Raw genomic sequence first — 14,389 nt, 5'->3', positions numbered from 1 at the left:
AAGCCTTAGTGGGTACGCTCGAATTCGGCCATGAAGGCTATCAACGCATCAATGCCGGCTTCCGGCATTGCATTGTAAATGCTGGCACGCATGCCGCCGACCGACCGGTGGCCGGCCAAAGTGCTCAAACCGTTGCGCTCGGCTAGAGCCAAAAACTCCTTGTCCAGCGCCGGGTCGCTCAACACGAACGGCACATTCATCCGCGAACGGTAAGCCTTGTCGACCGGGTTTCGATATAAGCTGGAATTGTCGATAGCATCGTACAGCTTCCCGGCTTTGCGGATATTGCGCTGCTCGATCGCGCCGACGCCGCCCTCGCCTTTCAGCCATTGCAGAGTCAAGCCCAACAAATACCAGTTGTAGGTGGCAGGCGTGTTCAGCATCGAATCGGCTTTGGCTTGTTGGGCGTAACTGAATACCGCCGGCGTATTTTTCGCTTCCAACCCGACCAGATCGTCGCGCACGATAACGACGGTTACGCCGGACGGCCCCATGTTTTTCTGAGTGCCGGCGTAAATGATGCCATAGCGACTAACGTCGACCGGCCGCGACAAAATATTGGATGACATGTCGCAAACCAGCGGCAGCTCACCTACCTCGGGCACGTCGTTGAATTCGACGCCGTGGATGGTCTCGTTCGAAGTGTAATGCAGATAGGCGGAGCCGGAATCGATCTGCCACTCGGCGTAAGCCGGAATCGTGGTAAACGAGCCGGCTTCGCCGCTGGCGGCGAGTTGCACTTTGCAATACTTGCCGGCTTCCTTGATCGCAGCAGTGGACCAAGCGCCGGTATTGACGTAACAGGCCTTGGTTTTGCCGTTCAGAATATTTTGCGGAATCATCGCAAATTGCGCGGTGGCACCGCCTTGCAGAAACAACACCTGATAACCGGCCGGAACCGCTAGCAATTCGATCAGGTCCGCCTTCATTTGCTCGGCAATCGCCATGAAATGTTTGCCGCGATGGCTCATCTCCATCACCGACATGCCGCTGCCCTGCCAGTCCAGCATTTCTTGCTGGGCTTGCAACAGCACGGCTTCCGGGAGCATCGACGGGCCGGCGCTAAAATTGTAAATTCTTGCCATTACTCTTCCTCTCCCGCAGCGGACGGGGTGCCGTCCTCGAATTCCTGATCGCCGATTTCGTCGCCGTCTTCATCGCCAAGGCCGTCAATGCGGTCCACGCCAACCACTTTCTCGCCTTTGTCCAGCCGAATCACGGTAACGCCCTGAGTATTTCTGCCGACGACCGAAATCTCTTTGACCCGGGTCCGCACCAGCGTGCCGCCATCGGTGATCAGCATGATTTCGTCGGTATCGTTGACCAATACCGCGCCGACCACGGCGCCGTTACGTTCCGAGGTTTGAATTGCGATCAAGCCCTGGCCGCCGCGGCGGTGTTGGGTGAACTCTTCCAACCGGGTGCGTTTGCCGTAGCCGTTCTCGGTGATGTTCAAGACCGTACCCTCGCTGGAAACGATCAACGAGATCACTTTTTGGCCGTCCTGCAAGCGGATGCCGCGCACGCCGGCCGCGGTTCTGCCCATCGAGCGCACGTCGGTCTCGTTAAAACAAACCGCCTTGCCGTCGCTGCTGAATAGCAGGACGTTCTGCTGGCCGTCGGTAATCGCGACGCCGACTAAGGTATCGTTTTCGCTCAAATCGATCGCGATCTTGCCGTTGCTGCGTTGGCGCTCGAATTCGGGTAGCGGCGTTTTCTTGACGGTGCCGGACGAAGTGGCCATGAAAATGTATTTATCGGCACTGTATTCGCGCACCGGCAGCATCGCATTGATTTTTTCGCCCTCTTCCAGCGGCAGCAGATTCACAAATGGCTTGCCGCGCGAGGCCCGGCTGGCGACCGGCAGGTTGAATACCCGCAGCCAGTAGACTTTACCGGCCGACGAGAAACACAGAATCGTGTCGTGGGTATTGGCGATGATCAGTTTCTCGACGAAGTCGTTTTCCTTGGTGGCGGTCGCCGATTTGCCGCGGCCGCCACGGCGCTGGGCCTTGTAATCGTTGAGTGGTTGAGTTTTGACATAGCCTTCGTGTGACATGGTCACCACCATGTCTTCTTCGGTGATCAGATCCTCTGCCGACAGGTCGGAGTAATCCTGCACGATTTCGGTGCGACGTTGGTCGGCATACTGGTTACGGATCTCCTCCAACTCCTCGCGGATCACTTCCATCAGGCGCACGTCGCTGCCGAGGATATGCAGATACTCGTCGATCAACGCCAGCAACTCCCGGTACTCGTTGACGATTTTTTCCTGCTCCAATCCGGTCAGGCGATGCAGGCGCAAATCCAGAATCGCTTGAGCCTGATTCTCGGACAAGCGGTAAACGCTTTCCGCCAAACCGAATTCAGGCCCTAAATCTTCAGGGCGGGAACGGTCGGCATCGGCCCGGTCCAGCAATGAAGCTACCAGACCGGCATTCCAGGTTCTGGCTAACAAGCCGGCTTTGGCTTCCTGCGGATTCGGCGAGGTTTTGATCAGCTCGATCATCTCGTCGATGTTGGCCAGAGCTACAGCCAAACCTTCCAAAATATGCGCCCGTTCGCGCGCCTTGCGCAGGTTATAAATAGTTCTGCGGGTAACAATCTCGCGCCGGTGGTCGATGAAGGCCAGCAAAATGTCCTTCAAGTTCATGCAATGCGGCCGGCCGTCGTACAGCGCCACCATATTGATGCCGAACACGGTTTGCAGTTGGGTCTGTTTGTACAGGTTGTTCAGCACCACATCCGGCACTTCGCCGCGGCGCAACTCGATGACCATGCGCATGCCGTCCTTGTCGGATTCGTCGCGCAGTCCCGAGATGCCTTCCAGCTTCCCTTCTTTGACCAACTCGGCGATTTTTTCCAACAGCCGCGCTTTGTTGACTTGGTAAGGCAATTCGGTGGCGATGATGGCCTGGCGACCACTGTCGCCGATATCCTCGAAATGGCAACGCGCGCGCAGATAGATTCGGCCGCGGCCGGTGGCATAGGCCTCGTAAATACCGGATGCGCCGTTAATGATGCCGGCAGTCGGAAAATCCGGACCGGGGACGATTTGCATCAATTCGGAAATCGACAAATCGGAGTTTTCGATCAGAGCTAGACAGGCGCTAACGATTTCGCCCAGGTTATGCGGCGGGATATTGGTGGCCATCCCGACCGCAATGCCGGCGGAGCCATTGACCAGCAGGTTCGGCACCCGGGTCGGCAGCACTCTGGGTTCGGATTCGGATTCGTCGTAGTTGGGGACGAAATCGACGGTTTCCTTGTCCAGATCGGCCAGAAGTTCATGAGCGATTTTAGCCATGCGGACTTCTGTATACCGCATCGCCGCCGGCGAATCGCCGTCGACCGAACCGAAGTTGCCTTGGCCGTCGATCAGCATGTAGCGTAACGAGAATGGCTGCGCCATCCGGACGATAGTGTCGTAAACCGCGGTATCGCCGTGCGGGTGGTATTTACCGATCACGTCACCGACCACGCGGGCCGACTTTTTATAAGGTTTGTTCCAATCGTTACCGAGTTCGCTCATCGCGTACAACACGCGGCGGTGAACCGGCTTCAGACCGTCCCGCACGTCGGGAAGCGCTCTACCGACGATCACGCTCATGGCGTAATCGAGGTAGGATTGTTTCATCTCGTCTTCGAGATTGACCGGGATAATTTCTTTAGCGAAGTCTGACATGGATCCGTGATTCTAGTGCGGCCTAACGGTCACCCGTTCGACAGGACAGCCCGATGCATCAATTCCGTTTACTCAGTGCTGGCCGGATTATAAAGCGCCGAATTATAGCAAACGCCACCCTCTGCCGTCAGGCAAAAATCTCGGCCAAGAAGTTTTGCAGCGCTTGCCAGGAGCGGCGGTCGGCCAGCGGTTGGTAAACTGTGCCGAAGCCGGGGTTATTGGCAACCGGATTAGTAAATGCGTGCATCGTGTTGCCGTAACTATGAACTTGCCAATCGGCACCGGCCCGGGTCAACTCGGCCTGCAGCGCCTGCACCTGCGCCGGCGGCGCCATCGGATCGTCGTGGCCGTGCAGCACCAATACTTTGGCTATGATCCGTGGCTCCGGGATATTGTCCGGTGGCAGCAACAAGCCGTGAAACGATACCACGCCGCGAAGATCGGCGCCGGAGCGGGCCAAATCCAGCGCGCATAATCCGCCGAAACAAAAGCCGATAGCAGCGATCTTGGCGTTATCGGCCCAAGGCAGCAATTTCGCGGCCGATAATGCGGCATGCAACCGTCCCTGCAATTGCGCCCGGTCGGCCATAAAAGGTTGCATCAGGCCGGCATTTTCTTCCGGATTCTTGCCAAGAACACCACGACCGTATGCGTCGGCGGCAAAACCCAAATAACCCAATTCAGCCAATAGTTTTGCCTTTTCGGCAACAAAACCGTCCCGTCCGCCCCACGCATGGTGAATCAGTACAACCGGGCGCGGGCCGGCGATCGCGTCGTCGTAGGCAAAAAAGCCTTCCAGAGCCACGTCGCCATCCAAATAACCTACGGTATTCGACACAATCGCCATAAGCGCTCCCCGACCAACGTCTTTAAAGTTGCAAATCGCCTTTAGCCTGAAGTGCTTGCAAAAATCCCTCGGAGGCTTGTTCGACCAAATCCAAAACCCGTTCGAAACCATAGCTACCGCCATAGTAAGGATCAGGCACATCCCTTTGATTCAGGTGCGGCGCATACTCGAGAAAACGCCGAATCTTGTGAGCCTGATCTTGCGGACAAACCTCGCTCAATATCGCATGGTTATCGTCATCCATGGCCAGGATATGGTCGAAATTCTCGAAATCCTCGGCTACGACTTTACGCGCCCGGATATGCTTCAATTCGATACCGCGTTCCCGAGCCGCTTTCTGCGCCCGCAAGTCCGGCGCATCGCCAATGTGGTAAGCGTGAGTGCCGGCCGAATCGATCTGAAACCGTTCGGCTAAGTTCTTTTCGGCCACCAAGTGGGCAAAAACACCTTCGGCCGTCGGAGATCGACAAATATTGCCCATGCATACAAACAAAACCTTAATTTTCCGCATTGTTGTTTAAGTTTTCCGAATTGTTGACGCTAAATTGTAAGCTATACTCAGCCCGTCTGTCTTGCGGACCAAGCCGTCTAATACGAGCTGATCTAGCTAAAAAATACAACATGTTTCGGGAGCTTTAGGATGTTAATGATGAACTGGCATTCTGTGGGGGTGAAAGTGGTAGCAATTACCATGTCTGTCCTCACACTAGTCGGCATAGCGATATTGATCGTGTATTCGAGTGCCGAAAAACAAAAACTGATCGACAGTCAAATAGCCTCTTCTCGCCAACTGTTGATCCTTTCTGAATCAGTTCGCGACAACGTGGTTAAGAAATGGGAATCCGGCGTTTATTCTCCGGAACAGTTGATGGGTTTAATTGAACAGTTCGGACAAGCCAAAGCCCGCGAATTGGTGATCGCGACGGTACCGACCGCCAACGCTTGGGATGTGGTGGAAACCGAAGCCAAAGGCCACGGCTTTCGTTTCAAAGCGCCTAGCCTGAATCCACGCAATCCGCGAAACGCCGCGGACGATATCGAACGCACAGCATTGGAGTATTTCAGAAACAACCCTTCGGCCAGCGATTACAGCTATGTCGACGAAGATAAAGAAGAAATACGCTACCTGCGTCCGGTAAAAATGGTCAAACAGTGCGAACTGTGCCATGGCGATCCGAAAATGTCCCAGACCTTATGGAAAAACGATAAAGGGGTCGATTTGCTGGGTTACCCGATGGAAAACCGCCGAGCCGGCGAATTACATGGCGCATTCGAGATCATTACGCCGTTCAGCGTGGCTTTAAACGAGTTGAAACAGCACGTCTATTACGCCATCGGCTTCCTGATCATCACCTTGATTATCATCGGCTTCACCGGATACTTCATGATGAACAAAATCATCATCGGACCGTTGACGGCTCTGGCGCTGAAGCTGCAAGACATCGGTAGCGGCGACGGCGATTTGCGCGCCCGCCTAGACGCTAGCGGCAAATCGGAGTTTGCCTGGATCGCATCCAGCTTCAATTCGTTCGTCCGCAAAATTGCTAAAACCATCGACCAAATCAGCGTGACCAGCGAAAAACTCGCCAGCGCTTCGCACAAATTAGCCAATATTACTCAGTCCACCCAATCGGGCGTCGAGCGACAATTGCACGAAACCACGCTGGTCGCCAACGCCATGAAACAAATGACTGCTACCGTGCAGGAAGTGGCCCGAAACGCAGTCCGCGCGTCGGAGGCTGCAGAAATTGCTGATCGAGAAGCGTCCTCCGGCAAAAATATCGTCAAAGACGCCGTAAACGGCATCAATAACCTGGCCTCCGAAGTGGAAAACGCGTCCAACGTGATCCACGAGCTGGAAAACGATAGCAATAGCATCGGTGAAGTATTGGGCGTTATCCAGGGCATTGCCGAACAAACCAATCTATTGGCACTAAACGCAGCCATCGAAGCGGCTCGTGCCGGCGAACAAGGCCGCGGTTTTGCCGTCGTAGCCGACGAGGTCAGAACCTTGGCCAGCCGGACCCAAAACTCGACCTTGGAAATTCAAAAAACCATAGAACGCCTACAAGACCGGGCAAAACAAGCGGTAAACGTGATGGAAAACGGCAGAAGCCGAGCCACATCGAGCGTTGAACAGGCCGCTTCCGCCGGCGGCTCGATTACCTCGATCAGCGAACGTATTGATACGATCAATGATATGAACAATCAGATCGCCAGCGCCGCCGAGGAGCAAACCGCGGTGGCTGAGGAAATCAACCGTAACATTACCAATATCAGCCGGGTATCGGAAGAAACCTCGATTGGGGCAAAAAACACCGCGGAAGCCTGCCACGAACTGATGGCTCTGGCCGATCAATTGCGTTCGATGGTCGGCAACTTCAAAACCTAACATAACCCTCAAACTGAAGCCGGACCGGCCGCTACGGCTGTAGTTCGGCTTCCAAATCCCCAGTAAACCCACAACTGGCCGCTATACTTAAGGTGCACATCCACTAACGCACTTTTAGGAAATAGGACATGCCCACTTCCATTAACCAGTTGTTCGATCAAATTCATAAGATCCCTCAAGTACCTGAGGTCGTCAGATCCATCATCAACCAACTGAACAATCCGAATGCGGACATGCTCAACATCGCCCGTGATGTTGAGAAGGAACAGGTCATCGCGCTAAAAATTTTGCGATTGGTCAATTCGGCGCATTTCGGCTTGTCGCGAAAAATTGGCTCTATCAACGAAGCGGTTGCCATGTTGGGATTAAATCAACTGAAAACCTTGGTCATCGCGTCCGGAATGATTGGCGCCATGCCCGAGATAAAAAACTTCGATGTCAAACGAAGTTGGCAGAACAGTTTTCGCACGGCTGCATACAGTAAATGGCTGGCGGAACAGGCGGGAGTCGCTGCCGATATCGCATACACCGCCGGCCTGCTGTCCAATCTGGGTAACGTGTTGATTCACATTGCCTGCCCAAGCGAAGCCAATGAAATAGATCAACACGTCAAAGCCGGCGGCGCGGAGCGGTTGGACATCGAGAAAAACCGTCTTGGCTTTACCAGTCAGCAGGTTTGCGCCGAACTTTGCCGACGCTGGCGTTTCGCCGAAATCCTGATTGAGACGTTAGAACAGTCTGCAGAGCCCTGGCTATCGGAGCAGCCAAATAAATTAAGTTGCGCGGTCTGCCTGGCCGGTTGGATCAGCGAACGGCAGGACCGAGGCATGGAACCGGCGGAAATTCTGGCCAATCTTCCGGAACAAATCACCGGTCCGCTTGGATTCCAGGCAGATCTGCTGAACGAAAAGATGCCTGCGGTTCTACTACAAAAATCCGAACTCGACGGGCTATTAGACTGAATCAAACCCGGATTGGCGTTGACTCAACGCAGCGTCAATCCCAAATTGACGGCAATATGCGCTAATTCGGTCGTGGTATCCACCTGCAATTTTTTCTTGATTTGCGTGGCGTAGTTCGCCACGGTTTTATGCCCAAGGCACAGTTGGTCGGCGATTTTATGCACCGTCATACCTTGGGCCAACAAACTGAACACATCGAATTCCCGCGGCGAAAAACCGGCGATAGCGGCCTGATGATCGGAACGCGGCGTATCGGTTTGATTCAGGCTTTTGATCAAACCCTGTTCTACGTACTCGCCGCCGTCCATGATCGCAGCAATAGCTTCGGCCAGAATGCCGGGCGCGCTGTTTTTGGTAATATAGCCTTTCGCACCGGCGTTCAGTGCCCGGCCGACATAAACCTGTTCGTGGTGCACGCTGAATACCAAAATCTTCGCGGCCGGATCGCGCTGCATAATTCGGCGGATGGTTTCCAGCCCGCCAATACCCGGCATGGATAAATCCATCACCAACATATCCGGTTGCAGTTCCTGGTAAAGTTGAATCGCCTGTTCGCCGCGTTCGGCCTCGCCTATCACTTCGATCGCATCGCCTGCAGCCAACAGCATCTTAAACCCGGCCCGTACCACTAAATGGTCGTCCACCAACAATATCTTGATTTTCGTTGTCATAACGGAATCCTGGCATCGACAACCATTCCGGCACCGGGACTGGAAACCACTTTCAGTTCGCCGTCCAATGATTTGATGCGCTCCTTAATCCCCAATAGTCCGAAACCGCGCTTTACCGCCTGCAAATCGCAACCCTGGCCGTCGTCCTGCACTTTAAGATGAAGACAGGCCGCAGGCGATTCCATCCGTTCCAGATCGATGGCCACTCGCCCGGCCCCGGCGTGCCGCACCACATTGGTCAGACATTCCTGAATCACCCGGAATATCTGAACCGTCAGATTTTTATCCAGGTCGTCGACTGCATCGCTGCAGCGGATATTCAATTGCAAGCCGGCATTCCGCTCCGACCAATGGTTGACCATTTCTTCCAATGTCGCTTTCAATCCCAACTCACTAAGCACTAGCGGATGCAACTGTTGCATCATCGAACGCACCACCGTCATCAAATGATCGCAAATTTCGCTGATCGACGCGCTGATCTTAACCGTATCGGCTTTTTGATGGCCGGCTGTGACGGCCATCACCTTAATCGCCGTCAGGGATTGGCCGAATTCGTCATGTAATTCCTGAGACAAGCGCCGGCGTTCTTCTTCCTGGATTGCCAGCGAATGCTGGGTCAGTGCTCGGTTTTCCTGGCGAGCTTTTTCCAACTCAGTCGTCATGTGATTGATTGCATTGGCAATATCGTCGAATTCTTTGGTGGAAAACGGCGGCAACTTGAGTCGGTACTGGCCAGTTTCGATAATCCTTAAAGCGTCGACAATAACGGCAATCGACTGCAGCGACTTATTAAACACCAGATTGACAGCCAAAAAAGTCAACAAGGTCAGCAGCGAAATCGACGCTAAAAAACCGACGCTTTCGCCCCATACTTCGGTAATTTCGTCCAGCGGTTGCGCCTGAATGATCAGCTTCAACTCCTGTCCCTGTTCGGTTTTCAACTGATGTTCAACTTGCGGATAATCGCTTTTCACCAAGCCGATGAACCAAGCGGGGGGCATTTCCTCGGGAGAGCTAGGCAAGGTTTCGCCGGCAAAATGAATCAGTTGGCCGTCCGGTTTTTGCAGTTGGATGGTCAAGTGGCGGGTCTGACGCAGCGCACTGAAGCGGGATAAATCGCTGCTTTGTTGAAACACAGGAGTGTCGGCTATACCCAGTGTAATCAGTTGCAACGCCAAATGAATCGACGCGTCGACCTCTTTTGCCACTGCCTGTCGGGCTTGCCATATTGCAATCGCTCCGCCCAACAGCAAAATGCAGAGCGACGACAACAACACACGAAGGATAATCTGGTAGCGAAGACTCATTGCACAGTGACACTCAAAACCGAGTATTATCCGGTGTGGTTCCAAATGCAGCCACAGGAAAAATTCACTTTCTGGCTTGTGCCCGATAGCCGGCCTATTCGCCATCGTTTACGCCGCCGACATTCGACAGCCGGAGCCAAAATTCGACATGAAAACCCGCCCCTACCACCGGCCCACAGATCAAACGGCGGTGATTCGATTATGGCCGGCATGCGGTCTGCTGCACCGCTGGAACGATCCGTATCTGGATATCGAACCCAAACTAAGTGTGCAGCCGGAATTGTTCCTGGTTGGCGTCGATGCCGACGCCAACATTATCGGCAACGCAATGGCCGGTTACGCCGGCCGCCGCGGCTGGATCAACTACCTTGCCGTGGCGCCGGACAAACGCAGGTCGGCGTTGGGGAGGCAGTTGATGCACGCCGCGGAAGCGGAACTAACCAAGCGCAGCTGCCCCAAAACTGAATTTGCAAGTTCAGGTCGGCAACGACGCCGCGCTGGCGTTTTACCGAAACCTGGGTTACCTGTAGGACGATGTGGTCAGCCTCGGCAAAAGGCCCATCTCGGACCTCGACCCGAGCTAAGCGCATTCTCCCCGCGAAGCCCTAACCGACCCAGACTCTCGCATTTCTGAACATCCGCAGCCAAGCGCCATCTTCGGCCCAGTCCGCCGGATGCCAGGAGTTTTGTAATGCCCGGAAGCAGCGCTCGGGATGCGGCATCATGATAGTGAAACGGCCGTCAGCCGTGGTCAGGCCGGTAATGCCGTTCGGCGAGCCGTTCGGGTTGGCCGGGAAGGTCTCGGCGACATTGCCGTAGTTATCGACGTAGCCGACTGCCGCCAGCGCGTCGGCCGGATTCAAGCTGCCGAACTCCGCCCGGCCCTCGCCGTGCGCGACCACCACCGGCAGCAGCGAACCCGCCATGCCGGTAAAGAAAATCGACGGCGAGGCATGAATCTTGACCATCGCCACCCGCGCTTCGAATTGCTCGGACAGATTGCGTTTGAAGGCCGGCCAGTGTTCGGCGCCGGGAATGATGTCCTTCAAGCCGGACATCATCTGGCAACCGTTGCAGACACCCAGACCGAAGGTATCCGGGCGGGCAAAGAAGGCGGCGAATTCGTCACGGGCCTTGGCGTTAAACAGAATCGATTTGGCCCAGCCGCCGCCGGCGCCGAGCACGTCGCCGTAGGAAAAACCGCCGCAGGCCACCAGGCCTTTGAATTCGCTCAGGCTGACCCGGCCGCCGATGATGTCGGTCATGTGTACGTCGATGGCATCGAAGCCGGCGCGGTCGAAGGCCGCCGCCATTTCCACGTGGCCGTTGACGCCCTGCTCGCGCAGGATCGCAACTTTCGGCTTTACTTGCCCGCCAAAACCGGCGGCGATGTCGTCGTTCGGATCGAACGTCAGCTGCGCCGTCAGACCGGGGTCCTTATCGTCGGCGATGCGTTCGAACTGTTGCTTGGCGCAATCCGGGTTGTCGCGCAGTGCCTGCATCCGGTAACTGACTTCCGACCAGATTTGCTGCAACTCGGCGCGCGTAGCGCTGTAGAGTTGCTGGCCGGATTTAAAAATCCGCAACTGCTGGCCCGCCACCACGCGGCCGACCACGTGGCTGCAGTCGTCCAGGCCGGCGTGATCCAGCAGACGGGCGACTTGGTTCAAATCGCTGTTTTTGATTTGCAGCACCGCGCCCAACTCCTCGTTGAACAGCGCCGCCAGAGCGTCGCCGGACAAATCGGACAAGTCCAGATCGACTCCCTTACGGCCGGCGAACAGCATTTCCGCAACCGTGGCCAGCAACCCGCCGTCGGCGCGGTCGTGGTAGGCCAGGATCAGGCCTTGCTGGCTTAGGGTTTGGACGGCGTCGAAGAAACGTTTGAATAGGTCGGCGTTGTCCAAGTCCGGCGCTTGATTGCCGAGCTGATTGTAAACTTGCGCCAATATCGAGCCGCCGAGGCGGTTTTTGCCTTGGCCCAGGTCGATCAACAGCAATACACTGTCCTCGTTCTTCAATTCCGGCGTCAGCGTGTCGCGCACGTCTTGTACCGGCGCGAAGGCGGTGATGATCAACGACAGCGGCGAGGTCATGGTTTTGTTGCCCTGATCGTCCTGCCAGACGGTTTTCATCGACAATGAGTCTTTGCCGACCGGTATCGCGATGCCCAATTCCGGGCAGAGATCCATACCAACCGCTTTGACGGTATCGAACAGGGCCGCGTCTTCGCCGGGGCTGCCGCAGGCCGCCATCCAGTTGGCCGACAATTTCACGTCGTTCAACTTGCCGATGCGGGCGGCGGCCAAATTGGTCAAAGCCTCGCCGATAGCCATGCGACCCGAGGCCGGCGCGTCGATCAAGGCCAGCGGCGTGCGCTCGCCCATCGCCATCGCTTCGCCGGTGAAGGCCTGAAAGCCGGACGCGGTGACCGCAACGTCGGCCACCGGCACCTGCCACGGGCCGACCATCTGGTCGCGAGCGACCAGACCGGTGACGGAACGGTCACCGATGTGGATCAGGAAGCTCTTGTCGGCAACGGCCGGAAACGCCAATACCCGTTTAATCGCTTCGGCCAGCTCGACTTGATCTAAAGCCAAATCCGGCAAGGTTTTGTGCAGCCGTTGCACGTCGCGGTGCATTTTCGGCGGCTTGCCGAACAATACCGACATCGGTAAATCAATCGGAGACGACTGCCCAAACCATTCGTCGCTCAGGGTCAAGTGTTCCTCGTCGGTGGCATGGCCGATCACCGCGTACAGGCAGTGTTCGCGCTCGCAAAAGCTTTGAAACAGCGCCAGGGATTCAGGCTTGATCGCAACCACGTAGCGCTCTTGCGCTTCGTTACACCAGATTTGCATCGGCGACATGCCCTTGTCGGCGTTTTGCACCTTGCGCAATTCGAAGCGGCCGCCGCGATCGCAATCGTGAATGATTTCCGGCACCGCATTGGATAAGCCGCCGGCGCCGATATCGTGAATCGACACGATCGGCGTATGTTCGCCCAGCGAGTTGCAGTGGTTGATCACCTCCTGGCAACGACGCTGCATTTCCGGGTTTTCGCGTTGCACCGAGGCGAAATCCAGCTCCGCCGCGCTGGCGCCGGAGGTTTGCGACGAGGCCGCGCCGCCGCCCAGGCCGATCAGCATCGCCGGGCCGCCCAAAATCACGATCAACGCCCCGGCCGGAATCGGCTGTTTTTCGACCAGCATCGGCCGAATGTTGCCCAGGCCACCGGCGATCATAATCGGCTTGTGATAGCCGCGGAATTGATTGGCTTCGCCGTTTTCCGCAGGTTGCTCGAAGCTGCGGAAATAGCCGGCCAGATTGGGCCGGCCGAACTCGTTGTTGAACGCCGCGCCGCCGATCGGGCCTTCCAGCATGATGTCCAAAGCCGAGGCGATGCGTTCCGGCTTGCCGTTGTCGGCTTCCCAGGGCTGCGAAAAACCGGGAATTTTCAGATGCGACACGCTGAAACCGGTCAAACCGGCCTTGGGCGCGGAACCGCGGCCGGTGGCACCTTCGTCGCGAATCTCGCCGCCGGAACCGGTCGCGGCGCCGGGATGCGGCGAGATCGCGGTGGGATGGTTGTGAGTCTCGACCTTCATCAAAATGTGCGCGGCTTCCTCGACGTAGCCATAGCGATGGCTATCGGCGTCGCGGATGAACACCTGCGCGGTCGGGCCTGCCAGCACCGAAGCGTTGTCCTTATATGCCGACAACACCCCTTGCGGGTTTAGGTTGTGGGTATTGCGGATCATCGCGAACAGCGATTTGGCCTGTTCCTCGCCGTCGATAGTCCAACTGGCGTTAAAGATTTTATGGCGGCAATGCTCGGAATTGGCCTGAGCAAACATCATCAGTTCCACGTCGGTCGGATTGCGGCCTAACTGGCTGAAGCTTTCGGTCAGATAGTCGATCTCGTCGGCCGACAAAGCCAGGCCCAGTTCGGTGTTGGCTTGTTCCAACGCGGCGCGGCCGCGTTCGATGATGGCGACGGTTTGTAAGGGCTTCGGCGCGTGGCTGACAAACAAGTCCAATCCGTCGGTGTCGGACACGACCTGCTGAGTCATCCGGTCGTGTAACACCACCGCCAAACGCTGTTTAACCGCATCGGCCAACGGCGCGTCGGCAAAAAAACGGTACTCGATACCGCGTTCGATGCGCTTAACTGCAGTCAAGCCGCAACGCTCGGCGATTTCCGAGGCCTTGCTCGACCATGGCGAAATCGTACCCAGACGCGGCACCACCCACAGGGTTCCGGCCGGTTCCAGGTCAACGCCGGCAGTTGGCGCGCGGTCGGCGGCATCGCCGTAGTCGAGTAAGCGCGCCAGCATGGCCTGGTCCGCCGGATTTAGTTGATCGTCGAGTTGTATGAAATGTTGAAAGCGCGCATCGAAGCCGACGATGCCGGCTTCGATAGCCTGTAAATCGCCGAGCAATTTTTCGATACGGAAACGGGACAATGCGGAGGTGCCGGGAAGGATCAACATAATAAATTCGAAGGTCTGTAACGCAAAAGAGA

At 56.2% G+C, this 14,389-nt stretch carries 10 protein-coding genes; 3 read left to right on the top strand and 7 right to left on the bottom strand.

Translation table 11 applies throughout. The features are described 5' to 3' along the window. Window positions 1-5: 5 nt before the first annotated feature. The 4 genes from serC to ACH518_RS13790 form a co-directional block, all read right to left on the bottom strand. Window positions 6-1,085, bottom strand: a complete 1,080-nt coding sequence (gene serC / locus ACH518_RS13805; protein WP_445370501.1) for a 3-phosphoserine/phosphohydroxythreonine transaminase — start codon at window positions 1,083-1,085, stop codon at window positions 6-8. Then, on the bottom strand, window positions 1,085-3,685 hold the full coding sequence (gene gyrA, locus ACH518_RS13800) for a DNA gyrase subunit A (RefSeq protein ID WP_445370500.1): 2,601 nt from the start codon (window positions 3,683-3,685) through the stop codon (window positions 1,085-1,087). Before gyrA ends, serC begins: the two co-directional genes overlap by 1 nt. A gap of 127 nt (window positions 3,686-3,812) precedes the next feature. After that, on the bottom strand, window positions 3,813-4,532 hold the full coding sequence (locus ACH518_RS13795) for a dienelactone hydrolase family protein (RefSeq protein WP_445370499.1): 720 nt from the start codon (window positions 4,530-4,532) through the stop codon (window positions 3,813-3,815). A gap of 22 nt (window positions 4,533-4,554) precedes the next feature. Beyond that, on the bottom strand, window positions 4,555-5,043 hold the full coding sequence (locus tag ACH518_RS13790) for a low molecular weight protein-tyrosine-phosphatase (RefSeq protein WP_140910494.1): 489 nt from the start codon (window positions 5,041-5,043) through the stop codon (window positions 4,555-4,557). Window positions 5,044-5,223: 180 nt separating this feature from the next. Here ACH518_RS13790 and ACH518_RS13785 point away from each other — a divergent pair, with 180 nt between their 5' ends. Continuing rightward, window positions 5,224-6,924 (top strand): methyl-accepting chemotaxis protein, encoded by a 1,701-nt coding sequence (locus ACH518_RS13785; RefSeq protein ID WP_278212083.1) that lies wholly within the window; start codon window positions 5,224-5,226, stop codon window positions 6,922-6,924. Window positions 6,925-7,052: 128 nt separating this feature from the next. Then, on the top strand, window positions 7,053-7,886 hold the full coding sequence (locus ACH518_RS13780) for an HDOD domain-containing protein (RefSeq protein WP_445370498.1): 834 nt from the start codon (window positions 7,053-7,055) through the stop codon (window positions 7,884-7,886). Between the two features lie 23 nt (window positions 7,887-7,909). Here ACH518_RS13780 and ACH518_RS13775 read toward each other — a convergent pair whose 3' ends face one another. Beyond that, complete coding sequence (locus tag ACH518_RS13775) at window positions 7,910-8,557, bottom strand: response regulator transcription factor (protein ID WP_140910497.1); 648 nt, start codon at window positions 8,555-8,557, stop codon at window positions 7,910-7,912. Then, window positions 8,554-9,864, bottom strand: coding sequence for a sensor histidine kinase (locus tag ACH518_RS13770; RefSeq protein ID WP_140910498.1), 1,311 nt, complete (start codon window positions 9,862-9,864; stop codon window positions 8,554-8,556). Before ACH518_RS13770 ends, ACH518_RS13775 begins: the two co-directional genes overlap by 4 nt. Before the next feature lie 148 nt (window positions 9,865-10,012). Here ACH518_RS13770 and ACH518_RS13765 point away from each other — a divergent pair, with 148 nt between their 5' ends. After that, complete coding sequence (locus ACH518_RS13765) at window positions 10,013-10,498, top strand: GNAT family N-acetyltransferase (protein WP_445370497.1); 486 nt, start codon at window positions 10,013-10,015, stop codon at window positions 10,496-10,498. Here ACH518_RS13765 and purL read toward each other — a convergent pair. After that, entirely contained in the window at window positions 10,470-14,357 is a 3,888-nt protein-coding gene (gene purL, locus ACH518_RS13760) for a phosphoribosylformylglycinamidine synthase (RefSeq protein WP_445370496.1), read from the bottom strand. The genes ACH518_RS13765 and purL overlap by 29 nt on opposite strands. Window positions 14,358-14,389 lie beyond the last annotated feature (32 nt).

This window comes from Methylomonas sp. HW2-6, from assembly GCF_052474525.1.
Note: the sequence above shows the minus strand (reverse complement) of the source record. Positions and strands in the feature narration are given on the sequence as shown.